Annotated in this window: 26 protein-coding genes; 5 read left to right on the top strand and 21 right to left on the bottom strand. The window is 66.2% G+C overall.

Annotation, left to right across the window (positions count from 1 at the left end; all coding sequences use genetic code 11):
• Nucleotides 1-17 precede the first annotated feature (17 nt).
• From OKC29_RS09900 to OKC29_RS09940, 9 genes are read right to left on the bottom strand one after another with little or no spacing between them, the layout of a single operon-like run.
• Nucleotides 18-1580, bottom strand: a complete 1563-nt coding sequence (locus OKC29_RS09900) for an HAL/PAL/TAL family ammonia-lyase (RefSeq protein ID WP_073351445.1) — start codon at nt 1578-1580, stop codon at nt 18-20.
• Nucleotides 1567-3270: a glycosyltransferase family 2 protein gene (locus OKC29_RS09905; protein WP_073351447.1), complete on the bottom strand. Its 1704-nt coding sequence runs from the start codon at nt 3268-3270 to the stop codon at nt 1567-1569. The genes OKC29_RS09900 and OKC29_RS09905 overlap by 14 nt, the downstream gene beginning before the upstream one ends.
• Nucleotides 3267-3638 carry a 3-hydroxyacyl-ACP dehydratase FabZ family protein gene (locus OKC29_RS09910; protein ID WP_073351449.1) on the bottom strand — a complete coding sequence of 124 codons (372 nt, stop codon included), beginning with the start codon at nt 3636-3638 and terminating at the stop codon, nt 3267-3269. Before OKC29_RS09910 ends, OKC29_RS09905 begins: the two co-directional genes overlap by 4 nt.
• Complete coding sequence (locus tag OKC29_RS09915) at nt 3622-4992, bottom strand: AMP-binding protein (RefSeq protein WP_073351450.1); 1371 nt, start codon at nt 4990-4992, stop codon at nt 3622-3624. Before OKC29_RS09915 ends, OKC29_RS09910 begins: the two co-directional genes overlap by 17 nt.
• Entirely contained in the window at nt 4989-5576 is a 588-nt protein-coding gene (locus tag OKC29_RS09920; RefSeq protein WP_174892448.1) for a hypothetical protein, read from the bottom strand. The genes OKC29_RS09915 and OKC29_RS09920 overlap by 4 nt, the downstream gene beginning before the upstream one ends.
• 19 nt (nt 5577-5595) lie before the next feature.
• Complete coding sequence (locus tag OKC29_RS09925) at nt 5596-5844, bottom strand: acyl carrier protein (RefSeq protein ID WP_011707160.1); 249 nt, start codon at nt 5842-5844, stop codon at nt 5596-5598.
• A 3-nt stretch (nt 5845-5847) separates the two neighbouring features.
• Nucleotides 5848-6114 carry a phosphopantetheine-binding protein gene (locus OKC29_RS09930; protein ID WP_162275763.1) on the bottom strand — a complete coding sequence of 89 codons (267 nt, stop codon included), beginning with the start codon at nt 6112-6114 and terminating at the stop codon, nt 5848-5850.
• Between the two features lie 17 nt (nt 6115-6131).
• Nucleotides 6132-6890 carry a lysophospholipid acyltransferase family protein gene (locus OKC29_RS09935; protein WP_016351793.1) on the bottom strand — a complete coding sequence of 253 codons (759 nt, stop codon included), beginning with the start codon at nt 6888-6890 and terminating at the stop codon, nt 6132-6134.
• Nucleotides 6875-7588, bottom strand: a complete 714-nt coding sequence (locus OKC29_RS09940; protein WP_073351456.1) for a beta-ketoacyl synthase chain length factor — start codon at nt 7586-7588, stop codon at nt 6875-6877. Before OKC29_RS09940 ends, OKC29_RS09935 begins: the two co-directional genes overlap by 16 nt.
• A gap of 176 nt (nt 7589-7764) precedes the next feature.
• On the opposite strand from OKC29_RS09940, the gene OKC29_RS09945 reads away from it, so the two are divergent.
• The 3 genes from OKC29_RS09945 to OKC29_RS09955 are packed head-to-tail and all read left to right on the top strand — an operon-like array spanning nt 7765 to nt 9587.
• Entirely contained in the window at nt 7765-8229 is a 465-nt protein-coding gene (locus tag OKC29_RS09945; protein ID WP_011707164.1) for a hypothetical protein, read from the top strand.
• Nucleotides 8230-8247: 18 nt separating this feature from the next.
• Entirely contained in the window at nt 8248-9324 is a 1077-nt protein-coding gene (locus OKC29_RS09950) for a methyltransferase (RefSeq protein WP_073351457.1), read from the top strand.
• Nucleotides 9325-9371: 47 nt separating this feature from the next.
• Nucleotides 9372-9587, top strand: a complete 216-nt coding sequence (locus OKC29_RS09955; protein WP_017409353.1) for a hypothetical protein — start codon at nt 9372-9374, stop codon at nt 9585-9587.
• Nucleotides 9588-9632: 45 nt separating this feature from the next.
• On the opposite strand, the gene OKC29_RS09960 is transcribed toward OKC29_RS09955, so the two are convergent.
• Together OKC29_RS09960 and OKC29_RS09965 are read right to left on the bottom strand one after the other, a co-directional pair.
• Nucleotides 9633-10388 (bottom strand): DNA/RNA non-specific endonuclease, encoded by a 756-nt coding sequence (locus tag OKC29_RS09960; protein ID WP_011707167.1) that lies wholly within the window; start codon nt 10386-10388, stop codon nt 9633-9635.
• Between the two features lie 243 nt (nt 10389-10631).
• Complete coding sequence (locus OKC29_RS09965; protein WP_073351459.1) at nt 10632-11609, bottom strand: cytochrome-c peroxidase; 978 nt, start codon at nt 11607-11609, stop codon at nt 10632-10634.
• Between the two features lie 449 nt (nt 11610-12058).
• Here OKC29_RS09965 and OKC29_RS09970 point away from each other — a divergent pair, with 449 nt between their 5' ends.
• Nucleotides 12059-12784, top strand: coding sequence for a carbonic anhydrase (locus tag OKC29_RS09970; protein ID WP_073351461.1), 726 nt, complete (start codon nt 12059-12061; stop codon nt 12782-12784).
• 73 nt (nt 12785-12857) lie between these two features.
• Here the strand turns inward: OKC29_RS09970 and OKC29_RS09975 are convergent, their stop codons facing one another.
• The 10 genes from OKC29_RS09975 to OKC29_RS10020 all read right to left on the bottom strand — a co-directional run bounded on the left by OKC29_RS09975 (nt 12858) and on the right by OKC29_RS10020 (nt 25885).
• Nucleotides 12858-13766 carry a pseudouridine-5'-phosphate glycosidase gene (locus OKC29_RS09975; protein WP_073351463.1) on the bottom strand — a complete coding sequence of 303 codons (909 nt, stop codon included), beginning with the start codon at nt 13764-13766 and terminating at the stop codon, nt 12858-12860.
• The gene (locus tag OKC29_RS09980; RefSeq protein WP_024943589.1) at nt 13760-14851 is read right to left on the bottom strand and encodes a PfkB family carbohydrate kinase; all 1092 of its coding nucleotides are present in this window, start codon (nt 14849-14851) and stop codon (nt 13760-13762) included. The genes OKC29_RS09975 and OKC29_RS09980 overlap by 7 nt, the downstream gene beginning before the upstream one ends.
• Nucleotides 14852-14996: 145 nt before the next feature.
• Complete coding sequence (gene nirD, locus OKC29_RS09985) at nt 14997-15356, bottom strand: nitrite reductase small subunit NirD (RefSeq protein ID WP_024943588.1); 360 nt, start codon at nt 15354-15356, stop codon at nt 14997-14999.
• Between the two features lie 98 nt (nt 15357-15454).
• Entirely contained in the window at nt 15455-18037 is a 2583-nt protein-coding gene (gene nirB / locus OKC29_RS09990; protein ID WP_073351467.1) for a nitrite reductase large subunit NirB, read from the bottom strand.
• Nucleotides 18038-18062: 25 nt separating this feature from the next.
• Complete coding sequence (locus tag OKC29_RS09995; protein ID WP_073351469.1) at nt 18063-18884, bottom strand: ABC transporter ATP-binding protein; 822 nt, start codon at nt 18882-18884, stop codon at nt 18063-18065.
• Between the two features lie 104 nt (nt 18885-18988).
• Nucleotides 18989-19909 carry an ABC transporter permease gene (locus OKC29_RS10000; protein ID WP_232090982.1) on the bottom strand — a complete coding sequence of 307 codons (921 nt, stop codon included), beginning with the start codon at nt 19907-19909 and terminating at the stop codon, nt 18989-18991.
• A 38-nt stretch (nt 19910-19947) separates the two neighbouring features.
• Nucleotides 19948-21306 carry a CmpA/NrtA family ABC transporter substrate-binding protein gene (locus OKC29_RS10005; protein ID WP_232090981.1) on the bottom strand — a complete coding sequence of 453 codons (1359 nt, stop codon included), beginning with the start codon at nt 21304-21306 and terminating at the stop codon, nt 19948-19950.
• Nucleotides 21307-21743: 437 nt separating this feature from the next.
• Nucleotides 21744-22328 (bottom strand): ANTAR domain-containing response regulator, encoded by a 585-nt coding sequence (locus tag OKC29_RS10010; RefSeq protein ID WP_073351473.1) that lies wholly within the window; start codon nt 22326-22328, stop codon nt 21744-21746.
• A 139-nt stretch (nt 22329-22467) separates the two neighbouring features.
• Complete coding sequence (cobA, locus tag OKC29_RS10015) at nt 22468-23226, bottom strand: uroporphyrinogen-III C-methyltransferase (protein ID WP_073351474.1); 759 nt, start codon at nt 23224-23226, stop codon at nt 22468-22470.
• Between the two features lie 22 nt (nt 23227-23248).
• Nucleotides 23249-25885, bottom strand: a complete 2637-nt coding sequence (locus OKC29_RS10020; RefSeq protein WP_073351476.1) for a nitrate reductase — start codon at nt 25883-25885, stop codon at nt 23249-23251.
• Nucleotides 25886-26189: 304 nt separating this feature from the next.
• On the opposite strand from OKC29_RS10020, the gene OKC29_RS10025 reads away from it, so the two are divergent.
• The gene (locus tag OKC29_RS10025; protein ID WP_060389871.1) at nt 26190-26705 is read left to right on the top strand and encodes an RNA methyltransferase; all 516 of its coding nucleotides are present in this window, start codon (nt 26190-26192) and stop codon (nt 26703-26705) included.
• Nucleotides 26706-26746: the final 41 nt, after the last annotated feature.

Raw genomic sequence — 26746 nt, forward strand, 5'->3', positions numbered from 1 at the left:
TTAATAGTGACCTTGTCTCAGTCCCGGTGCGGCCCATAGAGGGGATAGTGGCGCTGGCGAATACGGGCGATCAGCGCCCTCAGCTCAGGCTCGAGCCCCCGATCTTCCAGCAGCGGGGCAAACTCGGCTCGCACCTGCGCGACCATGCCAGCCAGCGCCGTGCCGAGCGGACGGGTGAAGGGGGTAGGCCGGGCCAGGCGCAGCTCGACACCCTGCACCGCCGCCAGCAGGCAGGCGGCCGCCACCTGTTCGGTCAGGGTCAGCACCCGCAGCGCATCGCGCGCCGCTATGGTGCCCATGCTCACCTTGTCCTGGTTGTGGCACTCGGTGGAGCGGGAGAAGACGCTGGCGGGCATGGTCTGCTTGAGCGCCTCCGCAGTCCAGGCCGAGACGCCGATCTGCACCGCCTTGAAGCCGTGGTTGATCATCTGCCGCCCCTCTGGCGCGCCGGAGAGGTTGCTCGGCAGGCCGCCGTTGAACTTGCTGTCCACCAGCTGGGCCAGCTGGCGATCCAGCAGGTCGGCCAGGTTGGCGACGGCCGCTTTCATGCTGTCCATCGCCATGGCGATGTGGCCACCGTAGAAGTGGCCGCCGTGCATCACGTGCTCCCCCTCCCCGTCGATCAGCGGGTTGTCGTTGGCGCTGTTGAGCTCGTTTTCGATGAGCTGACGCCACCAGGGCAGGCTGTCGGCCACCACCCCGATGACATGGGGGGCGCAGCGCAACGAGTATCTGTCCTGCAGCCGGTCGCTGTGGCGCGGCAGCTCGCCGGCCACCAGGTCTTCCCTCAGCCAGGCCGCGATGCCCTGCATGCCGGGGTGCGGCTTGGCGGCAAACAGCCGCTCGTCGAAGTGGAAGGCGTTGCCCCCCATGGCGACGCTCACCAGGGCGGTGATCCGGGTCGCCAGCCGCATCAGGTAGTCGGTGCGGGCGTAGGCGAGGCAGGCCAGCGCCGTCATCACCGAAGTGCCGTTCATCAGCGCCAGCCCCTCTTTCGGCCGCAGGGTCAGGGGGGTGACCCCCAGCTCCCGATAGACCTCGGCGGCGGGGCGCAGCACACCATCGTGATGAAGCTCGCGCTCCCCCACCAGCACGGCGGCCACGTAGGAGAGCGGGGTGAGATCGCCGCTGGCACCCACCGACCCCTCTTCGGGAATGCGCGGCACCAGATCCTGCTCCAGCAGCCAGCAGAGCCGCTCGAGCAAGGCCGGGCTGACCCCGGAGACCCCCTGCGCCAGCGAGCAGAGCCGGGTCGCCAGCACGGCGCGCGCGGCATCGAGCTCGAGATCCGCCCCCAGCCCGCAGCCATGGAAGCGGGTCAGGTGCAGCGGCAGCTCAGGCACCAGTTCGGTCGGCACCGGCCGGGTCACCGAGTCGCCGTAGCCGGTGGTCACCCCGTAGATGACCCCCTCTTCGGCCAGCAGCCGGTCGAGAAAGTCGGCGCCCCGCTGGATGCGGGCCATGAAAGCCGGATCCGGATTCAGTGCGGGGGTGGCGCGCCCTTCGGCCAGCGCCACCACGTCCTCTATGGTCAGCGGCTCGGCGCCGAAGGTGACCCTTCTCATCTCACTCTTGTTCATCGGTCAGCTGCCAGAAATCAAAAAAGTTGAACCAGTCCAGCGGGGCCTGCAGGCAGTGATGCTGCAGGCGATCGGCATAGGCCTGCACCCGGGACGCAAGAATCTGTTGGCGCCCCTGCCGTGGCAGGGGCTGGCCGTCGGCAAAGGGCTCGAAATGTACCCGAAAGCGGCCCTGCTCCTTGAGGCCGAACATCAGGTAGACCGGGCAGCCCAGCACGCTGCTGAGCACGAAGGGGCCGAGCGGAAAGGGCGCCGGCGCGCCGAGAAAGTCGGCCCAGATCACCCGCTTCTCCCGGGTCACCGAGGTGCGATCGCCGACGATCACCACCCACTCCCCTCGCTCCAGCTTCTCCTTGAGCAGGATGGCGGTATCGGCCCCCAGCTCCTGCACCTGGATGAGATTGAGGTGCGAATCCGGGCTTATCTGCTTGAGCAGGGCGTTGAAGCGGGCCGCGTGGCGGGTGAACACCAGCGCATTGATGCGCAGCCCCTGCTTGCGGCTGCCCAGGGCGCGGCACAGCTCCAGATCGCCTAAGTGGGAGCCCAGCAGCAAAACCCCCTGACCGCTGTTGATGGCGGCCTGGTAGTGCTCCGCCCCCACCAGCTCCACCTGTTGCTCCGTGATGTCGCCGCGCCAGCCCGCCAGCTTGTCGAGCGCCGCCTCGCCAAAGCGCAGGAAGTGGCGAAAGCTCGATCTCGGCTCAGGGGGCAACACCACACCGCTCGCATCGGCGAAGGACTCGAGGCGGGTCAGATAGGCTTGGGATGCCTGGCGCTGGGCCCGACCGGTCAGCCAGAAGTAGCCGATGACCGGGTAGAGCAGCAGGGAAAACCCGCGCCGCCCCAGCAGGCGATAGCTGGTCAGCATGATCTGCATGCCGAGCAGGGATCCTCGCTCCGGGGTGCGTGACCAGTGGGTACGCCGCTCACGCCACAGCTGCGCCGCCCGAGCGCCGAGACGGCGGGGCCAGCGGCCGATGCGCAGCAGCTGATCCCACAGCAGGCGGCACACCAGCCGGGTGTGCATCCAGGAGATGTCGCGGTTGTCGCGCCAGAGCTGGAAGTGGGAGCTGCCATCGGCGGGATAGATGACCCGGGTCGGCACGAAGCGCACCGCCACCCCGGCCCAGTAGAGGCGCACCATCACCTCGGTGTCGAAATCCATCCGCCGGCCGAGCGCCACCCGCTCGAGCAGCGCGCAGGTGGCCACCAGCGGATAGACCCGAAAGCCGCACATGCTGTCCTTGATGGCGAACGACAGCGTCTCGATCCAGACCCAGACATGGGTGATGTAGCGGCCGTAGAGGCGCCCCTTGGGCACGGAATCATCGTAGAGCGGGCGGCCGGAGACAAGCGCCGCCGGGTGCTTGTCCGCCTCGGCCAGCAGGGCCGGAATGTCAGCCAGATCGTGCTGGCCGTCGGCATCCACCTGCAGGGCGTGGCTGAAGCCGAGTGCATGGGCGCGGCGCAGCCCCGTCATCACGGCGCCGCCCTTGCCCTGGTTGTGGGGGTGGCGCAGCAGGGTAACCCAGGGGTAACGCGCGGCCAGCGCAGCCAGCTCGGCGGCGGCGACCGGCTCGCTACCATCGTCGATCAGCAGACAGGGCAGCCCGTATTCGGCCAGCCGTGCCAGCACGGCGGCCAGCGGGCCGGCGTGGTTGTAACAGGGGATGAGAATGCAGGGCGTCATGGGGTCAGCCGCACCCGTCCGCTGCTCGCTGGCTCATCGCCGAGCAGATAATGAAAGAGGAGCTGGCCCTTGTCCGCCTGCCACTGCAGGTGCAGGCTGCACTCGGCCCCGGGGCGCAGGGGGCGCTGGAACTTGAGCTGATCCACCCCGTGAAACGGCTGCGCCAGCTTGAGCAGGCTGGCGGCATAGTGCATCACCCAGTGGATCTGGGTCACTCCAGGCAGCAGGGGCGCACCGGGGAAATGGCCTGTAAACCAGGGCAAATCGGGATCGAGCCGCAGTTGCAGGCGCACCCCGTCGGCCAGCGTCTCGCAGGCCAGCACGGTGGGCAAGGTATTCGCTGGCAGAGTGTCAACCGAGAGGCTCATCGAACAGCTCCTTGAGTTGTGGCCAGGGCCGCTTGCCCTGAGCGTTGACGGGCATCTGCTCGACCCGGCGCACGCTGCGTGGCAGGGCAACCGGCTCGAGCCAGGGACGCAGCTGCTGGCGCAGGGCCAGCAGGAAACGCCCGGGCCCGAGCTCGGCCCAGCGGGCGGCGCCCAATTCGCTCAGCACCAGCACGGCGCCGAGGATCTGGCGCTGGCCCTGTTGCAGCGGCAGCACGGCGGCCGCTTCCACCTCCGCCAGCCCCTGCAGGCGCGCCTCCACCTCGTCGAGGGAGATGCGCTTCTCCTCCAGCTTGACCACCCGATCCTGGCGGCCCAGCAGCTCGAAACCGCCCTCGTGCAAGGCGATGCGATCGGCGCAGGCGAGCCACTCCGCCGTCGGCAGGAAGGGGGAGCGCAGCAGCAGGCCCTGCTCCGGGCCGACCCGCACCTCGACCCCGGGCAGTGTCGTCCAGGGAGTCTGTACCTGGTGGCGCTGACGCCAGCCGATGCCGCCGGTCTCGCTGCTGCCGAAGATCTCCACCGGCAGCTGACCGAACAGCTGTCTGGCCTGCTGGGCATCGCCCGGTTGCAGGGGGCCGCCGGAGGAGACGATCAGCCGGCAGCCGGCGGCAGCAATGGCCGGGTCGAGCCGGCTCAGAAACGCAGGAGAGGCGATCAGGCACCAGGGGGCCGTTTGCAGCGCCAGCTGCTCCGGATAATCGATGCTGCGGCGATCAAAGGGGATACCGAGACCAAGCGGCAACAGAATGCGAAACAGCAGGCCGTAGATGTGCTGGTGACTGACGCTGGCCAGCACCCGGGTGCCCGCCAGCCGCTCGCCCCACAACGCCATCTGCACCCGCAACTCCGCCTCCAGCTGGGGCCAGGCCTTGGAGATCGCCTTGGGCTCGCCGGTGGAGCCGGAGCTGAACAGGGTGAGACTGAGGCGCTCGGGCGGCAGGACCGCGCCGTCTGCATCCGGTTCGTCATCCGCCACCAGCAGCGGCAGCCTGAGCTGCGCCGCCGTGAGCGCCGCACCCGGCAGCTCGCCGTCGGTGAGCAGGCCGTCGAACTGGCTCTGCAGCGCCTGCAGACCGGCCAGCCGCTGATGGCCCGGCAGGATGGCCCTGTGCCCGCCGAGGGCGCAGGCAAGCAGCGCCTGGGCAAACAGCAGGCTGTCATCGAAACAGAGTGCCCAGCGCATGCTTGGCCGCTCGGGGCCGGCCAGACGGGCCATGGCCCGCGCCAGTTGCAGGCTGCCACGGCGCAGCTCGGCCAGGGTCACCTCGCCATCCGGGCCGAACGCCACCACGCGCTCGCCGTCCCGCTGCCAGATAGTTTGCAGCAGGGTCATGGGGCCAGCCTCTTGAGCAGGCGGCGGCGCACCAGATACTCAGCGCCCATCAGGCCGCCCATCAGGGCGTAGCTGATGAGACCGTTGTAGAGGCTCCAGAGCGCCAGATCCCTGTGCCAGATGGTGAAGGCCGCCAGCGCGCCGTTGATGACGAAGAAGCCGCACCAGACCTGGGTCACCCGCCGGGTGTAGCCGATGGCTGCCGGCGGCAAAGCGGGATCCTGCAGGCGGGCCAGCCGCTCCACCAGGCTCATGGGACGGGTCAGGCTCCAGCCGAACAGACAGAGCAGCGCCAGGCTCACCGCCAGCGGGTAGTAGAGCAGCCAGTGCCGGGCGCTGAACAGGGCAGACAGCAGGGTCAGCCCCAAGCCGATGCAGGCCAGCAGGCGGCCCAGCCAGAGCCACTCCGGCAAGAGGCCGAGCCGGACCCGCCCCTTGAGCAGGCCGGGCAAGAGCCGCAGCGAGAAGATGAGCAGCAAGCCGAGCAGCAGCGGGGTCTGACCGGCGTGGGTCAGCCCCCAGTAGACCGCCAGCGGGTAGAGCAGCAGGGCACCACCGGCCAGCCAGGAGAGCCAGCGCATCATGGCAGGGCGTGCACCGGCATCAGGCGTCGGCCAGCAGACGCTCGACCGCATCCACCACGTCATTGACGCTGCGCACCGACTTGAACTCTTCCGGCTTGATCTTCTTGCCGGTCAGCTTCTGCAGGTGCACCACCAGATCGATGGCGTCGATGCTGTCGAGCTCGAGATCCTGATAGAGACGGGCCTCGGGGGTGATGGCCTCTTCGTCGACCTCGAACAGCTCGACGAGGGCAGCCTTGATCTGGGCAAAGATGTCGTCACGGGTCATGGCTCAGGCCTCCCCTTTCGACTGGGCCTGCACCAGGGCGACCAGCGCCGTGACACAGGCAAAATGACGACGGGTGTTTTCATCCTCGGCGGAGAGCACGATGCCGTAGCGGCCCTTGATGGCAAGGCCCAGCTCCAGCGCATCGATGGAGTCCAGCCCCAGGCCGTCACCGAACAACGGCGCCTGACTGTCGATGTCGTCAGGGGTGAGCCCCTCGAGGTTAAGGCTGTCGATGATGAGTTGTTTTATCTCTAGATGCAGGTCTTGCATAACTGTTCCACATGCTGTCATTGGGGCCCCGGTTGCAGGGCCTGGGTGAGAAACCGGGTCAACTGGCGGGCGGCCAGCGCACTGCTCTGGCCGGTGGCGACCACCTCGTCCGCCGCCACTTGCTGCAGGAATTCTATGGTGAAAATCGGCTTATTTTCCGGGATCTTGAACCATTTGTCCTGCTTGGTGAGAAATCGGGTGCTGCAGTGGATCCGCACCAGTTGCAACGGCACCTGGCTGCGCACCGCCAGCTGGGCCGCACCGCGCTGCAGCTTGATGGGTTCGCCCGGGGTGGTGCGGGTTCCTTCCGGGAACACCAGCAACAGGCCGCCGGCCCGGATCCGCGCTTGGCACAGGGCCAGCAGATCCTCGCCTGCCACGTTGGGCAGGTAGTCGGCCGCCCGTACCACGCCGCCGATGAAGGGGTTGCGCCAGAGGGACTGCTTGACGATGCAGTCGCACACCGGCATCTCGGCCGCCAGCATGACGTAATCGAGCAGACTGGGGTGATTGGCCACCACCAGGGCGCCGCGCAAGTGGGCGGGCATGCCGCTCACGCGGTAATCGAGCACTCCCCAGCCGCGCAGCACGCCGAGAAACAGCCGAAAGCTGTGGCGAATGGTGAGCTGGGCCAGGGTACGGCGCCGCTCGCCGCGCAGACAGAGCGCCAGCAGCGGAAACCAGAACAGGGAGAGCAGCAGACCGCCCACTCCGAACAGGGTGAAGCCCAGAGCCGTGCCGATCAGCCGCCAACCCCGGTTCAGCAACGCTGCCATCTCCACTCCTGACGGTCGTCAGCGAGGAGCAGGCTCGGCTCGCCTCGCAGCAGGGCACGCCAGCAAGCCAGACTCTGGGGCAACGGGCGGGCAGCCGACTCGACGGTGCCACGCGCCCCCGCGCAGTGCCACTGGTCGCCCGCCGTCAGCACCAGCCCCAGCGCATGGGGTGGCGCCTCTTCCGCCAGCCAGGGGCGGTGAAACGCGGGCACCGGCCCCTCGAAGGCCACCAGCAACACCCGACGGGCACTGGCCTGCAGGGCGCAGACCGCTTCGGTCAGGCCCGCCATCAGGCTGTTCTCCCCGGCGGCCAGCGAGGTCATGGGGATGGCAGCCTTGCCCTGAATGGAGCAGAGCCCGGCGGCGGTGTTGTGCACCGACATGGAGAAATCGGTGGGCGACAACGCCTGCCCGTCCGCCAACGCCTGCAGCAGGGTCATGGAGCGGGCCAGCTCGCCGTGGCGGCTGACGAAGACGGCACTGTCTATCTGGTGGCGGGCCAGCAGGCTCAGCCCCACCTGCACCGCCAGCCGGGCGCCCTGACTCAGGCGGCGCGCCATCATCATCGGCAGCAAGGGGGTGGCGGGAAACGGCGGGTCGACCGGCCAGCGGCCCTGCTGCGCCCACGCCTGCCAGGCAGCCTCATCGGCCAGACCGGGTGACAGGGCCTGACTATCCAGCAGCGAGAAAGAGAGCATGTTTCGGGCAACCTGTCCTTACATCGATGGGTGGACGCGAAGATGATAAAAGGCACTCACCCGGCGGGCAGTGCCTGCTCCACGACATTGAATGGCGTCATCGGCTTAATACCGGCGGATAATACCATTATTCATCAAAAATAATAGCCAGCGCAGATTATCAACCGCCTTGGTGATTGAAAATAAACTATTTGTGTTGTCTCATTGCCACGCCCAAATTGATGAATATCCTTCCCAAGGAAAATATTATGAAACTCATTAATAAAATATCCCTGCTGCTGGCCTGTGCCCTGCTTGCCGCCTGCTCCACCAGTCAGCCAATTCGCAATATGGCAGCCAATCCGGTGCCCTTCAATCTGACCGAAGAACAGGTGGCCAATGCCATTATTACGGCCGGCATCAGCAAGAGCTGGGTAATGCGCCAGGAGCAGCCAGGACTAATTCGAGGCCAGGTCAATGTGCGCCAGCATCAGGCGGTGATCAATATTCCTTATAGCGCTCGCGATTATTCCATTAATTATGTGAGCAGCGTCAATCTGGACGACAAAGGCAAGGGCAGCATCCACCGCAGTTATAACCGCTGGGTACTGGGTCTGAATCAGGCCATTCAGGCTGAACTCGCCCGCACCCAGAGCCGCTGATCCGGCAGGAGCCACCCCGTGAATCACTATCAGGCGGATCCCTACAACGCGCTGGAAGCCATCAGCGAGGCCCAGAAAATCGCCTTCGGGCCCATGTTGTTCCAGGCCAGCTGGTGCCTGCGTGAAACCGGGGTGCTGGCCTATCTCGAGACCCGCGGCTCCCAGGGAGCCGCGCTGGCCGACATCGCCCAGGCGTGTCAGCTCAGCGAATACGGCGCCGGCGTGCTGCTGGACATGGGGCTCGGCGGCGGGCTCTGCTATCTGAGCGAGGAGCACTATGTGCTGGGCCGGGTCGGCAAATACCTGCTGCACGACGCCATGAGCCGGGTCAATCTCGACTTCACCCAGCACGTCTGCTATCAGCCCCTCGCCCACCTGCTCGACGCCATCCGTGACGGCACCCCGGCCGGTCTGCAGGAGTTCGGCCCCTGGCAGACCCTCTATCCGCACCTGAGCGAGCTGCCCGAGCCGGCCCGCCGCAGCTGGTTCGCCTTCGATCACTTCTACTCCGACTGGGCCTTCCAGCAGGCCCAGGACAAGGTGTTCGGCTATGAGCCGCGCCACCTCTACGATCTGGGTGGCAACACCGGCAAGTGGGCCATCGCCTGCGCCAGGCGGGATCCGGCGCTGCAGGTCACCATTCTGGATTTGCCCGAGCAGCTGGCACTGGCCAGCCGCAACATCGAGGAGGCGGGGCTGGCGGCGCGGGTACATGGCCACCCGGTGGATCTGCTGCAGGCGGGCCCCCTGCCCGGCGAAGCGGACATCTGGTGGATGAGCCAGTTTCTCGACTGCTTCAGCCACGCGCAGATCGTCGCCATCCTGAACCGGGTCAGACTGGCCATGAAACCGGACGCCCGGGTCTGCATCCTGGAGCTGTTCTGGGACAGACAATCCTTTGAAGCCGCCAGTTTCAGTCTCAACGCCACCTCCCTCTACTTCACCTGTCTGGCCAACGGCAACAGCCGCTTCTACCACTCCAAACAGCTGTACCAGTGCCTGCGCGAGGCCCACTTTCACGTGGAGGCCGAGCACGAGATCCCGGGGCCGGGCCACACCCTGCTGGTTGCCCGCCCGCTGCACACGAGGCCATAATGCCGCCATCGGCATGGAGATGATGATGAAACGAGAAGGAGCACGGCATGAGGCGTGACTGCATGACCCTGATGGCCCTCGGCCTGACCCTGGGCAGCCTGCTCGGCGGCTGCGCCGACATCAAGGAGGCGGGCAGAACCGTGGGGCACACCACCCGCAACGTGACCCGCGAGATTGGCCACACCACCCGCGACGTGACCCGGGAGATCGGCCACGGCACCCGGGATACCGTCAAGAAGGTCGGGGATGAACTGAGCAAATGAAAACAGGGGCCACGGCCCCTGTTTTCATGGTGTTCATGACCAGGCTCAGTTACCCCACATGGCCATCAGCTGAGACTCCATGGCCTCTTCCTGCTCATCCGGCAGCTCGGCGAAGAAGTCCAGCCCGGTCTGCTCCTCCACCGCATCCACCGTCACTATGTAGTCTGCCAGCTTGCTGGCCGACACGTTCTGCTGCGGCAAGATGAAGGCGATCGCCTCCTTGTTGGCCACATCCATCACCACCCGGTAATAGGCGTGGGGCACGGTCACGCCGTTGCCGATGGAGGCGTCGGAGTTGGTGAAGATGGGGCCGGTGATCACGTAGACATCCTGATAGGCGATGGCCCACTGCCGGGTCTTCTCCTCCAGGATGCGCCAGGCCCCCTGGTTGAGCGCCGGCAGCTGCGGGGTCATGTTGGTCAGCAGAAAGCTCTGCTTCATGGTGGTGGCGGTGGAGCGCATGTCCGCCGCCGGCGCCTGATGGCCGCGGTCATAACCTGAGCCCTTGTAGTCGGCCAGGGTGGCGCGGAACTGCACCGGCACCTCCTTGTCCTCAGCAAAGGCATCCTTGCGCGGCACCTGGCCTTGGGCGCTGGCGGCCGTCATCCGGTAAGAGACCCAGTCAGAGACCTTGGTGTCGTAGTTGTAACCGGCGGCATAGCCGTCCCGGCACAGCAGTTGACTGGATTGGCTGGGCACCCCGAGCTTGACGTGATCCTTGCATTGGAAACCCGCCGCCAGGCTCGGGAAGGTGGTGAGAGTGAATCCGATAGCCAGAACTAATTTATTGATATTATTCATTATTATGCCACTCCTTGTATTAGGCGGAGTGATTTGACACCAGGTCGGATGAGTAAGGCAATCGAACAAATTGTGAGCGTGCCGGAAATGTGAAGAGGGCTGCAAATCGGTAAAATCGACGCCGCCAGCTGGGGGATTGTCATCCTTTTGTCATTGTGTCAGTGCAGCAACTTTGACTGGCTTATCAGATAGATAGGCATGAAAAAGCGGAGCCGGTGGCTCCGCTGCAATCATCACTCCCGCTCAGCTCTTGACCTGAGGCCTGGGGGTATCGGGTTGGGAGGGCGGCAGAATAGGCAACACGATCTGCGGCTGCTCGCCGGTCAGGCTCTTGAGGTAGGCGGTCATGTCGTCCGCCTCCTGCTCGCTCAGGGTCTGGCCAAGCTGGATGTCCGCCATGATCTGCACCGCCTCCTTCAGATCCCACACAGAGCCGTCGTGGAAGTAGGGGTAGGTCAGCTCGATGTTGCGCAGGGTCGGCACCTTGAACCAGCCGATGAACTGCTTCTCGCCGGTCACCCCACCGCGTCCCTGGGCCGGGTTGTCGGTCTTGAACGGCTTGACCAGCCCCATCTTCTGGTAGGAGTTGCCGCCGATGGCCACCCCGTTGTGGCAGGCGGTGCAGCCCTTATCCTTGAACAGCTGATAGCCCTTCAGCTGCTGCGCGGTCAGCGCCTTGCCATCCCCCTTCAACCAGCGATCGAACGGCGCATTGGGGGTGACCAGGGTCTCCTCGAAGGCGGCGATGGCATCGGTCACCTCATCGATGCCGAAGTCTGCCTTGCCGTACACGGCGCTGAACCGGGCCCGGTACTCGGGCAGGGTGTGCAGGGTCTCCACCGCCAGCTTGTGGGTGAAGGCCATCTCCAGCGGGTTCTCGATGGGGCCCGCCGCCTGCGCCTGCAGATCCTTGGCGCGCCCATCCCAGAACTGCACGAAATTGAGGCTGGAGTTGAGCACGGTGGGCGAGTTGATCGGCCCCTCCTTCCACTTGTGGCCGAGGGAACTGACCTGGTTGTCTACCCCGCCGGTCGCCAGGTTATGGCAGGAGTTGCAGGAGATGGCGTTGGATTTCGAGAGCCGCTGCTCGAAGAACAGCATCTTGCCCAGCTCGACTTTTTCCGGTGCGCTCACCTTGGCCGCTTCCACCGGCTGGATCGGCTCGTTCGCCCACCCCATCCCTGGCAGGCCCAGCGCCAGCAACAGACAATATTTATTCATTTTTTCTCTCTCCCTTGTGGCTGTGCATAACAGCAGCCTCAGCCTGCCCGGGAAAGCCTGTGCATTATTTGCTCAAGATCAAATGAGACCAACAAAAACCACATTAAAAACAAGTGATTAATATATTTCAGACGGACTGATGGCGGGGACTTGCGCGGCAAAAAAGAGCTGAATTCCGATGAATTAATTATGAGCAAATTCATCTGCGATAACAGCCAATTAATTAGATTGCTGTCATTGAATAAAGCGATTATTCAATATGCAGGCGTGGCCGCCCATTATTTAGATTCATATAAAATGCATCATAAATATCGTCGGCGATCACCCAGCCAATAATAAAAATACCGTCTGACCTTCTGTATCCCGCAATTCAGATGATGCCTTCCGTTATTTCCTCGTCAATGCAGGAAACGGATCGCCGTGCTTTTCAATCAAGATAAGGATGCATGATGAGAAAGTCCCTGTTGGCCGCCGCCCTGTTGCTCTGCCCCGCCGCCTTCGCCGCCACCCCCCATTGGGAATACAGCGGTGAGGCCGGCCCGGCGCAGTGGGCCAGACTGACCCCGGAATTTGGCCAGTGCGCGGGCAGCAACCAGTCGCCGGTCAACCTCGACGGTCTGGTCGAGGCCGAGCTGGCCCCGCTGCAGTTTCACTACCTGACGGGGGGCCGCAGCGTCACCAACAACGGCCACACGGTGCAGGTCGACTATGCCCCTGGCAGCAGCCTTGAGCTCGACGGCATGCGCTTTGAGCTCAAGCAGTTCCACTTCCACGCCCCCAGCGAAAACCTCATCAAGGGCCACTCCTATCCGCTGGAGGGGCACCTGGTGCATGCCAACACCAAGGGTGAGCTGGCGGTGGTGGCGGTGATGTTCGAGCCGGGCCAGGCCAATGCTGCCCTGAGCCAGGCCTGGCAGGTGCTGCCAGCCAAGGCGGGAGAGAGCCACGCCTTCAAGAAACCGATCTCGGCCGAACAACTGCTGCCCACCAAACGCGACTACTACCGCTTCATCGGCTCGCTGACCACCCCGCCCTGCTCGGAAGGGGTGCGCTGGCTGGTGATGAAGCAGCCGGTGCAGGTGAGCCAGGCCCAGATCGATGCCTTCAAGGCGGTGATGCACCACCCCAACAACCGCCCCGTACAGCCGCTGCACGGTCGACTGGTGCTGCAATAACGTCCCCGTCGCTCACCGAGCCAACATGAAAAAGAGGGCCCGTGGGCCCTCTTTTTTCATTCACCACGAGCCGTTACAGGCTGGCGGCGATGCGCGCCCCCAGCGCGGCGTTGTTCAGTACCAGCTGAATGTTGGCTGCCAGCGAGTTGCCACCGGTCAGTTCGCACACCCGGGCCAGCAGGAAGGGGGTGGACTCCTTGCCCTTCACCCCCTGCTCGTCCGCCTCTTGCAGTGCCTGGGCAATGGCGGCGTCAATGTCGGCCTTGGGCATGGCAAACTGGGTCGGGATCGGGTTGGCCACTACGGCGCCACCCGCCAGCCCCAGCTCCCACTTGAGGCGCAGCGCCTGCGCGATCGCCGCCGGGCTCTCGAGGTGGTAATCCACCTTGAAGCCGCTCTCGCGGGTGTAGAAGGCGGGCAGCTCCTCGGTCTGGTAGCCGATGACGGGCACGCCCTGGGTCTCGAGGTACTCCAGGGTCAGACCGATGTCGAGGATCGACTTGGCACCGGCGCAGACCACGGCCACCGGGGTCTGGGCAAATTCCTGCAGGTCGGCCGAGATGTCGAAGGTCTCCTGGGCACCGCGGTGCACCCCGCCGATGCCGCCGGTGGCGAATACCCGGATCCCGGCCATGGCGGCAATGATCATGGTGGAGGCCACCGTGGTCGCCCCCAGCCCCTTGTTGGCCAGCACGAAGGGAATGTCGCGGCGGCTGCACTTGGTGGCGGCATGACCGGCCCGGCCCAGCGCCTCCAGCGCCCCCTCATCCAGACCCACCTTGAGGCGGCCATCGATGATGGCGATGGTGGCCGGCACGGCGCCGTTGTCGCGCACCACCTGCTCGACCTGGCGCGCCGTCTCCACGTTCTGCGGATAGGGCATGCCGTGGGAGATGATGGTGGACTCCAGGGCCACCACCGGCTTGCCGGCAGCAAGGGCTTCAGCGACGACCGGTTGGATATCGAGGTAAGCGTTCAACATGGGTACTCCTCCAGCATGCGTTCAACGGCGGCCTTGGATAGGCCAGAAAAGACGGTATCGGAACAATTGACGGTGAGGGCGGCGCAACCGAGGGCGAACCGGGTTGTCTCCATGATGCCCTGCTCCTGCAACCAGGCGTGGGCCAGCCCCGCCATGAAGGCATCGCCGCCGCCGGTCACGTTGACGACCGGGCTGCCAAGCACGGGCAGATGGCCCTGGCACTCCCCGTCGCTATAGAAAATCCCCTGATCGCCGAGGCTCAGGAACAGCCGCTGCACCCCGGCGCGGTGGAACCAGGCCGCCGCCATAGGCCAGGTGTCGGGCCCGGCGATAGTGAAGCCGCACAGCTGCTCCGCCTCGCTGCGGTTGGGTTTGAGGGTGTGGATGCGGTGCAGCCAGGGGCGGATCTTCTCCACCTTGGCCACCGAGACAGTGTCGACGAAGATGATGTGCTCCCCCTGGCGCTCGAACAGCCAGTCGAGGGTGTGGGTGGCGAGGTTGGTGTCGAGCACCCAGAGCCGGGCCGCGCCAAGAAAACCGCTCAAGGGGGTGAGCCTGGCCGGGGTGAGCTGCTCGATGATCGCCATGTCGTTGACGGCGCAGCTCATCTCGCCACTGCCATCGTGCAGGCTGAGGTAACAGGAGGTCGCCTGGCCATCCAGCATCAGCACCTGGCGCACGTCGACGCCGGCACGCTGGGTCACGTCCAGCAGGTGATGGCCGTATTGATCATTGCCCACCGCGCTCAGCAGCCGGGTATCGGTGCCGAGGCGCGCCAGGTTCTCGGCGATGTTGCGCCCCACCCCGCCAGCCGAGGTGCGTACCTTGCCGGGATTGGAATCCCCGATGCGCAGGTTGTCGTGGCTGCAGCCGCAGATATCCATGTTGGCGCCGCCGATCACCACGGCGTAGGGCCCTTCGCGCAGCACATAACCGCGCCCCTGCACATAGCCCTGGCGCATCAGGCTGGAGATATGGCTCGCCAGCGCCGAGCGGCTGATGCCGAGTCTGTCTGCCAGCTCCTGCTGGGCAATCATGGGGTCCTGGCGCAGCAGGGCGAGGATCTCTTGCTCACGTTCCGTCATAGACAAACATCCAGTTACAAACGTTTGTCCATTATTTCCGAAAAACGTTTACCCGCCATCGCCTCGTGCAAAAATTGTCGGCTTGCGCACAAAAAATCACCGGGCAAAACCCGGTGACAGGAAAACGGTTTTCAGATGGTGCCATTCACCCCAGCAACACCCAGACCTCGCCGGCACTGTGCATCACCGGCCAGCAGGCGACCCGCAATGCCGGGTCGTCCAGGCAGCGGCCATCCGCCAGGGCATAACGCTGCTTGTAGAGCGGCGAGGCCACTACCGGCTCACCGTCGCAATCCCCCACCAGGCCGCGGCCCAGCACCGCCACCCCGGTCAGGGGATCCACCGCGTCCAGCGCATAGACCCGCTCACCGAGCCGGAACAGCGCCAGCGCCCTGCCCCCCAGCCAGGCGCTGCGCCCCGCCTGCTCCGGCAGGGCGGCCAGCTCGCATGCCCGCAGCCACTCGCCATGCTCCGATGGCAACATATCGTCCTTGAGTCTGTTCATCTCAACCTCCCGTTCCTTATGGCTGCTGCCCAACTCACAGCTACCGTTCATACCCTCTCCTTGATAGTGATGACTGGCTTGCAACACGCAGGCCCGGTTCATACCACCGCCTTGACTGCGATATCCGGCACCCACTGACCCCGCTCCTCCCGCCGTGGCGGCGTCTGGTCCTCGGGCCGGTTGACGAAGGCCTCGAACAGTTTCAGCTTGTCCGGATCCGCCAGGGTACTCTTCCACTCGCACTGCCAGCTGCCGACGATCCCCTCCATCATGGCTTCCAGCTCGGCGCCGATGCCGAGCCGGTCCTCGATGATCACCGACTTGAGGTAGTCGAGCCCCCCCTCCATGCCCTCCATCCAGACCGAGGTGCGTTGTAGCCGATCGCCGGTGCGCACGTAGAACATCAGCAGCCGGTCGATGTAGCGGATCAGGGTCGCCTCGTCGAGATCGGTGGCGAACAGGTCGGCGTGGCGCGGCCGCATGCCGCCGTTGCCGCACACATAGAGGTTCCAGCCCCGTTCGGTGGCGATGACGCCGATGTCCTTGCTCTGGGCCTCGGCGCACTCCCGGGTGCAGCCGGAGACCGCAAACTTCAGCTTGTGGGGAGCCCGCAGCCCCTTGTAGCGGTGCTCCAGGGTCTGGGTCAGGGTCATGGAGTCCTGCACCCCGTAGCGGCACCAGGTCGAACCCACGCAGGACTTCACGGTGCGCACCGACTTGCCGTAGGCCTGGCCGGTCTCGAACCCCGCAGCCACCAGCTCTCCCCAGATGGCGGGCAGCTGATCGACCCGGGCACCGAACAGGTCGATGCGCTGGCCACCGGTGATCTTGGTGTAGAGGCCGTACTTGCGCGCCACCTCGCCGATGGTGATGAGACCGTCCGGGGTGATCTCCCCGCCCGGAATGCGCGGCACCACCGAGTAGGTGCCGTCCTTTTGCAGGTTGGCGAGGAAGGCATCGTTGCTGTCTTGCAGGGCGCGGTGGGGCTGCGCCAGCACGTGCTCGTTCCACAGCGACGCCAGGATGGAGGCGACCGTCGGCTTGCAGATGTCGCAGCCCAGCCCCTTGCCGTGCTTGTCGCGCAGCGCCTCGAAACTCTTCAGCTCGCCGACCCTGGCCAGGTGATAGAGCTCCTGACGGCTGTGGGCGAAGTGCTCGCACAACCCCTTGTCCGCCTCGACCCCGAGATCCTCCAGGGTCTGCTCCACCACCTGCTTGAGCAGGTTGCCGCAGCCACCGCAGCCGGTGCCCGCTTTGGTGCAGCTCTTCACCGCCGCCAGCTCGTGATTGCCCGCCTTGACGGCGGCCACCACGGCCCCCTTGCTGACGTTGTGGCAGGAGCAGAGGATGGCGCTGTCCGGCAGCACCAGAGGCGCGGGGACGGCCCCCGCCTCCCCCACCAGCAGGGAGAGCGGCGGCTGGGGCAGTGCCACCCCGTTCTGGTAGTACTGCAGCAGCCGCTCATAATCGGCGCCGTCTCCCACCAGGATGGCGCCGAGCAGCCGGCTCCCCTCGCCGTCGGTCACCAGCTTCTTGTAGATACCGTTGACCCTGTCCAGCAACAGCAGCTCCTGGGCGCCGGCGGTGCTGGCGTGGGCGTCGCCGATGGAGCCCACGTCCACCCCCATCAACTTGAGCTTGGTGGACATGTCCGCCCCCGCGAAGCGGCTCTCGCCGCCGCACAGGCTGGCCACGGCGGCCCGGGCCATCTGGTAGCCGGGGGCCACCAGCCCGAAGATGCGGCCCTGCCAGAGCGCGCATTCGCCGATGGCGAGGATGGCGGGATCCGAGCTGTGGCAGCCGTCGTCGATGCAGATGCCGCCGCGCTCGCCGATGTTCAGCCCGGCCTGACGGGCCAGGCCGTCGGCGGGTCGGATGCCGGCCGAGAACAGCAGCACGTCTGTCTCCAGATGAGAGCCATCCTTGAAGCGCAGCCGGTGGCGGGCCTGCTCCCCATCCTCGATGCACTCGGTGGCCTTCTCCACCAGCACCTCGACCCCGAGCGCCCGGATCTTGTCCCGCAGCACGGCGCCGCCGCTCTCGTCGAGCTGCACCGGCATCAGCCGCGGGGCAAACTCCACTACCTGGGTCTTGAGGCCGAGCAGGCGCAGCGCGTTGGCCGCCTCCAACCCGAGCAGACCGCCGCCGATCACCACGCCGCTGCGCGCGCCGGCGCAGGCATCGCGGATGGCGGCGAGATCCGCCAGGGTGCGATAGACGAAGCAGCCGGCCCGCTGATGGCCAGGGATGGGGGGCACGAAGGGGACCGAGCCGGTCGCCAGCACCAGTCGGTCGTAACCGAACTGCTTGCCACAGGCCAGGGTCAGGGTGCGGGTGTCTCTGTCCAGCACCTCCACCTCGGCCCCCAGCCGCAGCTCTATGCCCTGTGCCTCGTACCAGGTGGGATCCGCCATCCGCAGCGCCTCGGGCGCCTTGCCGCCGAATACCTCGGAGAGGTGCACCCTGTCGTAAGCGGGATCCGGCTCGGCGCCGAATACCGTCACCTCGAAACGCTCGAGGCCGCCGGCCGCCACCAGCTGCTCGATGAAGTGATGACCCACCATTCCATTGCCTACCACCAGCAGCCGCTGTTTCTCAATCCTTTCTGGCGATTCGACGAAGTGATGATCGAGCAAATCCATGCCGTTACCCACCACCTGCACTCTCTGCTTGTTGTCCATATTTCTCTTCCTTGAATAGATGGGCTCAGGCCCGGCGCTGACTGCGAACTGGCTCGGCCACCTTGAGGGGGGTCACCTTGCGCTGCTTCTCGTAGAGGAAGCGCAGCACCTGCTGACGCAGCTTGTGGTAGTGACCATCGTTCGCTAGGGCGACCCTGTCTCTGGGCCTTGGCAAGTCCACTGTCAGGATCTCCCCGACCGTGGCGGCGGGGCCATTGGTCATCATCACGATGCGATCGGAGAGCAGCACCGCCTCATCCACGTCGTGGGTGATCATGATGACGGTATTGCCAAGCTCGGCCTGAATGGCCATCAGCGCGTCCTGCAGATGGGCCCGGGTCAGGGCGTCGAGGGCGCCGAACGGCTCGTCCATCAGCAGCACCTTGGGGGAGAGTGACAGGGCACGGGCGATGCCGACCCGCTGCTTCATCCCCCCCGACAGCTCATGAGGCATCTTCTGGCTGGCGTGCTCCATCTGCACCAGGGAGAGGTAGTAGTCCACCCGCTCCGCCACCGCCCGCCGGTTCGGCTCCACCTGCCCCACCGCCAGCGCCACGTTCTGCCGGACGCTGAGCCAGGGCAGCAGGGCATGGTTCTGGAACACCATGGCCCGCTCCGGGCCCGGCCCCGCCACCTCGCGCCCGTCGAGGATGATGCCCCCCGTGGTGGGCTCCAGCAGCCCGGCCACCAGGTTGAGCACGGTGCTCTTGCCGCAACCGGAGTGACCGATGAGGGAGACGAACTCCCCCCGTTCGATACGCAGGTTGACCCGGCTGAGGGCCTCGAAGCGCCCCTGCTCCGTCTCGAACGAGATGCCGACGTCGCTTAACTGCAGATAACTCTTCATTGGCTCTTCTCCCGCCTGAATATGAAATTGGTTGTTAACGCAGCACCTGGCGCTTGTCCTGAAGCAAAGCCACTGCTGCAGGGCCTGGTTGCCTGCCGGCGGCCCTAGCGCAATACCTGGCGTTTGTCCCAAGAGAGCCACTGCTGCAGAGCCAGCATGCCCCTGTCCAGGGCGCAGCCGATGAGGCCAATGGTGATCACCGCCACCATGATGCGGGCCAGCGAGGTCGAGCCGCCGCTCTGGAACTCGTCCCACACGAACTTGCCGAGCCCCGGGTTCTGGGCCAGCATCTCCGCCGCGATCAGCACCATCCAGGCCACCCCCAGGGAGAGCCGCAGCCCGGTAAAGATCATGGGCAGGGCGCCGGGCAGCACGATGCGCCGCACGTGGGTCAGGAAAGAGAGCCGCAGCACCCGGCTGACGTTGTGCAGATCCCGGTCCAGCCCCGCCACCCCAACGGCGGTGTTGATCAGGGTTGGCCAGAGGGAGCAGAGGGTCACTGTCAGCGCCGAGGTGAGGAAGGACTTGGCGAGCCAGGGCGTCGGGCTGGCGTAAAGCGCGCTCACCACCAGGGTGATGAGCGGCAACCAGGCCAGCGGCGACACCGGTTTGAGCAGCTGGATCACCGGGTTGGCGGCGCGATAGAGCCCCTGATTCATGCCGAGCAGCACCCCGCACGGAATGGCTATCAGGGTCGCCAGCCCAAAGCCGCACAGCACGGTGAGCAGGCTGGTCCCTATCTGATCGAAGAAGGTGGGGCGCCCTGTATAAGGGCGCAGCTTCACCTCGGCCGCCGGATCCGCGGCCAGCCGCTCGGCGTTGCGCACCCGCTGGCGCTCGAGGAAGGCGCTCGCCTTCTCCCGCTCGGCCAGGTGATCCTGACCCAGCGACCAGAGCTGGCTGGCGGTGGCGAGCGGCCCCGGCAAGGTGCCCAGGCTGGTCTGCACCTGACTCGCCCCCCACTGCCAGAGGCCGAGGAACAGCAGCACGCCCAGCAGGGGCTGCACCAGGGTTTTCCAATCCATGATTTTCCACTGATGTCGTTTCATTGTGCGCTCCTCGCTCATTGCACCCGCTCATCGCCCTTGAGGCCGATGGCGAACTGCTGCAGATAGGCGTTGGGGTGGCGGCCGTCGTAGATGAGGCCGTCGATGAAGCCATCCTGCGGGCCGCGATAGCCCTGCTCACTGGCAAAGTCGGGGAAGTCCTGCGCCTTGAGCTTGCCCTCGGCGATCAGCGCCTCGGCGGCCTGGCGGTAGACCTCGGGTTGATACACCGCCTTGGCTACCTGCTCGAACCAGGCATCCGGCTTGGCCTCGGGGATCTGGCCCCAGCGCCGCATCTGGGTCAGATACCAGATGGCGTCCGAGTAGTAGGGGTAGGTAGCGTGATGGCGAAAGAAGACGTTGAAGTCCGGCAACTGGCGCACGTCCCCCTTGGCGTACTCGAAGGTGCCGGTCATGGAGCTGGCGATCACCGCCTCGTCCGCCCCCACGTACTCGGGTTTTGCCAAGAGTCTGGCCGCCTCGCGCCGGTTGCCGTTCTGCTCGGCATCCAGCCACCAGGCCGCCCGCAGCAGCGCCTTCACCAGCCGGATGTGGGCGTTGGGGTGGCGCTCGGCCCACTGCCGGGTGACGCCGAACACCTTCTCCGGGTTGTTGCGCCAGATCTCCTGATCGGTGATGACCGGCACCCCGATCCCCTTGGCGAGCGCTTGCTGGTTCCAGGGCTCCCCCACGCTGTAGCCGGCGATGGTGCCCGCCTCCAGGGTGGCGGGCATCTGCGGCGGCGGCGTCACCGACAGCAGCACATCCGCCTGGCGCTGGCCCGAGTTGTCCCCCAGCTTGGGCGCATAGAAACCAGGGTTGAGGCCGCCGGCCGCCAGCCAGTACCTGAGCTCGTAGTTGTGGGGAGAGACGGGGAACACCATCCCCATGTTGAACGGCTTGCCCGCCTGCCGGTATTGCTCCACCACCGGCTTGAGGGCGGCGGCGCTCACCGGCGCCGGCACCTTGCCCGCCACCGACTTGGGCAGTTGGGCCGCCATGGCGGCCCACACCGGCTTGGCCACCGTGATGGCGTTGCCGTTGAGATCCATGGCAAACGCCGTCACCAGCTCGGCCTGGGTACCGATGCCGATGTGAGCCGCCAGGGGCTGGCCTGCCAGCATCTGGGCGCCGTCCAGCTCGCCGTCGATCACCCGATCCAGCAGGATCTTCCAGTTCGCCTGGGCCTCGAGGGTGACGTAGAGCCCCTCGTCCTCGAAATAGCCACGCTCATAGGCCACCGCCAGCGGCGCCATGTCGGTCAGCTTGATGAAGCCGAGCTTGATCTCCTCCTGCTCGGGCGCCCCCACCGCGGCCAGCGCCGGCAGTGACAGCACCGCCAGCAGCATCCCCGCACATCCTTGTCGTCTGTTCATGCCATTCCCTCGCTCGGTTCCTGTTCCGGGCTGTCGCCCGCCTGCCTCGTTGCAGGATGACGACCAAAAAAAAGCCCCACCGATCCGGGATCGGTGAGGCTTCTTTGCCCTGTTGCCGGTGGAGCCTTGCGGCCTCACCACTGCGTCTTGTTCTGTCTGTTCGTTGATTCACTTTCCGTGCCAATCTGGCCGAGCCGCCGTTGGCGGGCCCTGAGCGGCCCGGGAGCCCCTTCCCTGTCCGTTTCTGCCCCTCAATGAGGCGCCGTTGCACCAAAACGGTTTGTCAGTCCCTTCAGAACCGGTTCGCGATCTGTCACGAGAGGTCGTCAGCAAGGTAAAGAGCTGCGCAGGAACCGGAGTTTATAGACATAAATGAGGATTCCGAGCAGCACATGAGCCTTGATCACGGCCTCGCAGTAGGAGCGTGGACCCGGTTCTCAGGCGGGCAGTGCCAAAAGAAGCTGCCGTGCCAGCTCCCCTAGGCTCAGGTGGCGGCTCATGGCAGTGCTGCGCATCAGCCGGTAGGCCTGCTCCTCGTCCAGCCCCTGATGGCGCATCAGCCGCCCCTTGGCCTGCTCGATCAACCGCCGCTCCACCAGCTGCCGGCGCAGCTCGCTCTCGGTCTGCGCCAGCGCCTGCACCATGGCCAGCTGGCTGCGGGCCAGTCGCAACCACTGCTCCACCGGCTCCTTCTCCCCGCACGGGTGGGGCACCAGCAAGACTCCCTGTTGCAGCAAGGCCTGCTGCGCCTCGCCCCCCAGCCGCTCGCAGAACAAGAGGCGCGGCTTGTCAGGCCAGAGGGAGAGACCGAGCCGCGTCTCGGCGTCGAAACGGCGACTGCTGACGAGCAGGGCGTCTCCCTGCCCATCCGGGCTCAGCAGCTGGCGAGCGTCGAGGATCCTGGGCTGATGGCCATACTGGCTGACCAAGAGGGCCAGCCGGTTGGCCTGACCCGGCTCGTCGGCGTGGATCAGCAGGCGGGAAACGGGGCCAGCGGGGCCCCCTGAAGTGAGAATGGTCATGGCGCTCCTTGCCAACGGCATTCGATTGGTCTGTCACCACTGTGGTCTGTCACCACAGAGGCAACATGAGCGCCAACTGTTTGAATCTACCCCCTTTTTATTCCTCTGGAGGTAGTAGAGGTAGAGGGGGAACGGCGGCTCAGGCCACCCGATCCAGCGCCTGTCCCAGCAGGCCCTGCAGCTCGGCCCGCAGGCGCACCACCTCCCCCATGATCATCAGCACCGGGCTCTGGCCGAGCAGGGCCAAGGCGGCCTGCGCCAGCCCGTCCAGCCGGGTCTCATGGACCTGCTGGCGGGCGCTGCAACCGGCCACCACCAGCGCCACCGGCAGATCCGGTGAGGCACCGGCCGCCAGCAACCCCTGCCGGATCTCGGCCGCCCGCTCCAGCCCCATGTAGAACACCAGGGTGTGGCCGGCCCGGGTCAGCCCCTGCCAGCCCTGATAGTCGCCCTCGTCCATCAGGTGGCCGGTGACCAGGGTCAGGGAGTGGGCCAGCCCCCTGTGGGTCAGCGGGATCAGGCTGCTGGCGGCGCAGCCGAGCGCCGCCGTGATGCCAGGCACCAGCTCGGCCTCGATGCCGTGGCGCGCCAGGTGCAGTGCCTCCTCACCGCCACGGCCGAACACCAGGGGATCGCCCCCCTTGAGCCGCACCACCCGCTTGCCGGTGCGAGCCAGCGCCAGCAGCAGGGCGTTGATCTGCGCCTGACTCGGGCTCGGCTCGCCGCAGCGCTTGCCCACGTCGAAGCGGGCAGCCCCCTGGGGAATGCGGGCCAGGATCTCCTCCCCCACCAGGCGGTCATAGACCACCACCTCCGCCGCCTCGATCCGCTGCAGCGCACGCAGGGTCAACAACTCGAGCGGGCCTGGGCCGGCCCCTACCAGACTGATTTGGCTCATCACACACTCCTTGTATCCCGTCTTAAGCGGTGGCGATAAAAACATGCTTAATCAATAGCTTGTCGATCTCTGGCAGGCAGGTTCCGCAGTTGCTGCCGCAGCCGAGCAGGGCCTGCAGCCCCGCCAGCTCGCTCACCCCCTGCCGCACGATGGCGTCGACGATGCGCTGCTCCGACACCCGCAGGCAGGAGCAGATCAGCCGGCTCTCCCCCAGCAGGGCCGCGTTCAGGGTCTGGCTCAGGGCTCCCGCCTGCAGCGGGGTGCCGAGCAGGCTCGCCAGCAGCTCGACCTTGATGTCCGGGCGCCGCTCCCCCACCAGCAGCAGGCCATCGATGCGATCCCCGGCCAGCGCCACGGCGAGCCAGCCCGACGCCAGCGGCAGTCGCAGCCAGCGCCCCTGGGTTGCCAGCCGCTGCCACAGGGCTTCGGGCGCCTCTGACCAGGAGGCCAGCAGGGTGCAGTTGCCCTCCGGCAACGGGCGCCTGGCCCACCAGTCCAGCGGCTCGCCCCAGTCTCGCCGACCGAGCCAGAGCCCCTGCCAGCGAGTCGGCTGCGGCTCGGCCCGCACCCGGCCCTGCTTGAACATGGGCTGGCCGGAAAGGGGATCCACCACGGCGGCGATGAGGCGATTGACCGCCCCCAGACTGCACTGGCTGTCGGTCCAGTGCATGGGCAGGAAGGCCTCCCCCTCCCTGAGCCCCTCGTCCAGCCCCACCAACAGCCGCGCCTCCCCGAGCTCGTTGTGAAGGCGCACCAGATCCCCCTCCTTGAGCCCCAGCGCCAGCAGGCTGGCGGCGCCGAGCCGCACCCTGGGCCAGGGCTCGGCCTCCTGCAGGCGCGGCACGTGGCCGGTGCGGGTCATGGTGTGCCACTGATCCCGCAGCCGACCACTGTTAAGCAGCAAGGAGAGCCCCGCCGGCGGCCGTACCGCTTCTGGCGCAGCGACAGGCTCGGGGGGAAAGCACTGGGCCAGGGGCAGCAGACGGGCCCGGCCATCCGGGGTGGCAAAGCGCCCGTCCTCGAACAGCCGGGCACGGCCCTGGGGCCAGCGGGCATTGACGGGCCAACTCAGCGGCGCCAGCGCCTCGAATTCGGCGCGGCTGAGGCGGGCCAGCCCCGAGATGTCGAACTGGCGTTGCCCCTCGTTCTCAAAGCCTGACAGGGCGGCGTGCTCGCAGAAGATCTCGTGCTCGTGCTCATAGGCAAAGCCCTCGCCGAAACCGAGCCGGCGGGCCAGCTGGGTCAGCGCCCACCAGTCGGGCTTTGCTTCCCCCGGCAGGGGCAGGAAGGCGCGCTGGCGGCTGATGGTGCGCTCCGAGTTGGTGACGGTGCCGCTCTTCTCCCCCCAGGCGGCGGCGGGCAGCAGCAGGTGGGCGAGGCGCGCCGTGTCGGTGTTGGCGGTCACCTCGGAGACCACCAGCAGCTCGCAGCGAGCCAGCGCCTCATGCACCCGGTTGCCGTCCGGCAGGGAGACCGCCGGGTTGGTGCCGAGCACCCAGAGTGCGCGGATCTCCCCCCGGTGCACCGCCTCAAACAATTCGACCGCCTTGTGGCCGGGGCTGCCCACCATGGTCGGACTCTGCCAGAAGCGTTGCACCCGATCGCGCTCGGCCTCGCCAAAGCCCATGTGGGCCGCCAGCTGGGTCGCCAGCCCGCCCACCTCGCGCCCGCCCATGGCGTTGGGTTGCCCCGTTATGGAGAAGGGGGCGGCCCCTGGCTTGCCGATGCGCCCGCACAGCAGATGGGCGTTGATGATGGCGTTGGCCTTGTCCACCCCCTGGTTGGACTGGTTGATCCCCTGGCAGAACAGGCTGATGGTTTTGGGGGTGCTGGCAAACAGCCGGTAGAAGCCGAGCAGATCCCCCGGCGCCAGATCGCAGCGCTGGGCCACCGCCTCCAACTGCCAGGCCGGGTCGTCCAGCGCCGCCGCCAGCGCCTCGAAGCCGCTCACATGGCGCGCCACGTAATCCTTGTCCCAGCCATCGTGATCAAGCAGGTAACGGCACAGCCCGTTCCACAGCGCCACGTCGCTGCCGGGCCTGAGGGCCAGGTGCAGGTCCCCCTGCTCCGCCGTCATGGTACGGCGCGGATCCAGCACCACCAGCCTGAGCTCGGGGCGCCGTGCCCGCGCCTGCTGCAGGCGACGAAACAGCACGGGGTGAGTCCAGGCGGTGTTGGCGCCGGTGATCACCACCAGATCCGCCAGTTCCAGATCCTCGTAGCAAGCGGGCACCAGATCCTCGCCGAAGGCGCGCTGATGGGCCGCCACCGCCGACGACATGCAGAGCCGGGAATTGGTATCCACGTTGGCACTGCCGAGATAGCCCTTCATCAACTTGTTGGCGACGTAGTAATCCTCGGTGGTGAGCTGGCCCGACAGGTAGATGCCGATGGCCTGTGGCCCGGATTCGGCCAGAATGGCGGTGAAACGCTCCGCCAGGGTATCCAGGGCCTGCTCCCAGCCGATGCGCTGCCCCAGCCAGCGCGGATAGAGCAGGCGATCGGGGAAATCCAGGCTCTCCAGCAGACTGGCCCCCTTGACGCACAGAGCTCCCGCGTTGGCCGGGTGCCCCTCATCCCCCTGCAACTGCCAACCATTCCCCTCCCGGCTAAGCCGGATGCCGCAGCCCACTCCACAATAGGCACAGGTGGTGTTCATTCCCTTGCTCCTCGTCGTCCGACTCCCCATCCCTGGATCGCCGCTGCCATGGCCCATAAAAAAAGCGCCCGCCCCCCGCTGGGGACGGACGCCTTTGTCCGGATAAGCCGCATTTACTCTCTCCTGGGATGACTGCAAACCCCGCGCCAGAATGCAAAATGCGCCTGGACGGCGATCGGCAGCGAGCGGCTGCGCCGGGACGGTGCAAGCGCCCCCTTGTTGGGCCCGTCAGGCGGGAGTTCATGCCCAGGCTGGGCAAGGGGCGGCGCGGGAGTATAATGCGGCCGCCACAGAGGAGAGCGAGATGAGAGAGTCAGACCACGAATGCCTGCCACCACAGGGGGACGAGTCAGCACCGCATGGCGACGCAGGCTATTGCTGCATCGGGCTGGTCAACCCCAAGTCACCGGAGAACGTGGGGGCCGTGATGCGGGCCGCCGGCTGCTACGGGGCGGACGAGGTCTACTACACCGGCAACCGCTTCGAGCTGGCGCGCCGCTTCGCCACCGATACCAAGCAGATGGTGGAGAAGATCCCCCTGCTCGGGGTCGACGATCTGATGGAGATGGTGCCGGCCGGCTGCACGCCGGTGCTGGTGGATCTGATCGAGGGGGCCACCTCGCTGCCGGACTATGTGCACCCGGCGCGCGCCTTCTACATCTTCGGCCCGGAGGACGGTACCCTGGATCCCGCCCGCTTCAAGGCGGTGCAGGAGGTGATCTACGTCCCGACGCACGGCTGCATGAACCTGGCGGCCTCGGTCAACGTGATCCTCTACGACCGGCTGGCCAAGCAGTTGCGCAGCAACTCGGCAAGCTGACAGAAAAGTTCCTGCACAGGTAGCCAGCCCCCGGCGCAGGG

The sequence above is a fragment of the Aeromonas sp. QDB34 genome (assembly GCF_027705405.1).
GTDB lineage: Bacteria > Pseudomonadota > Gammaproteobacteria > Enterobacterales > Aeromonadaceae > Aeromonas > Aeromonas hydrophila.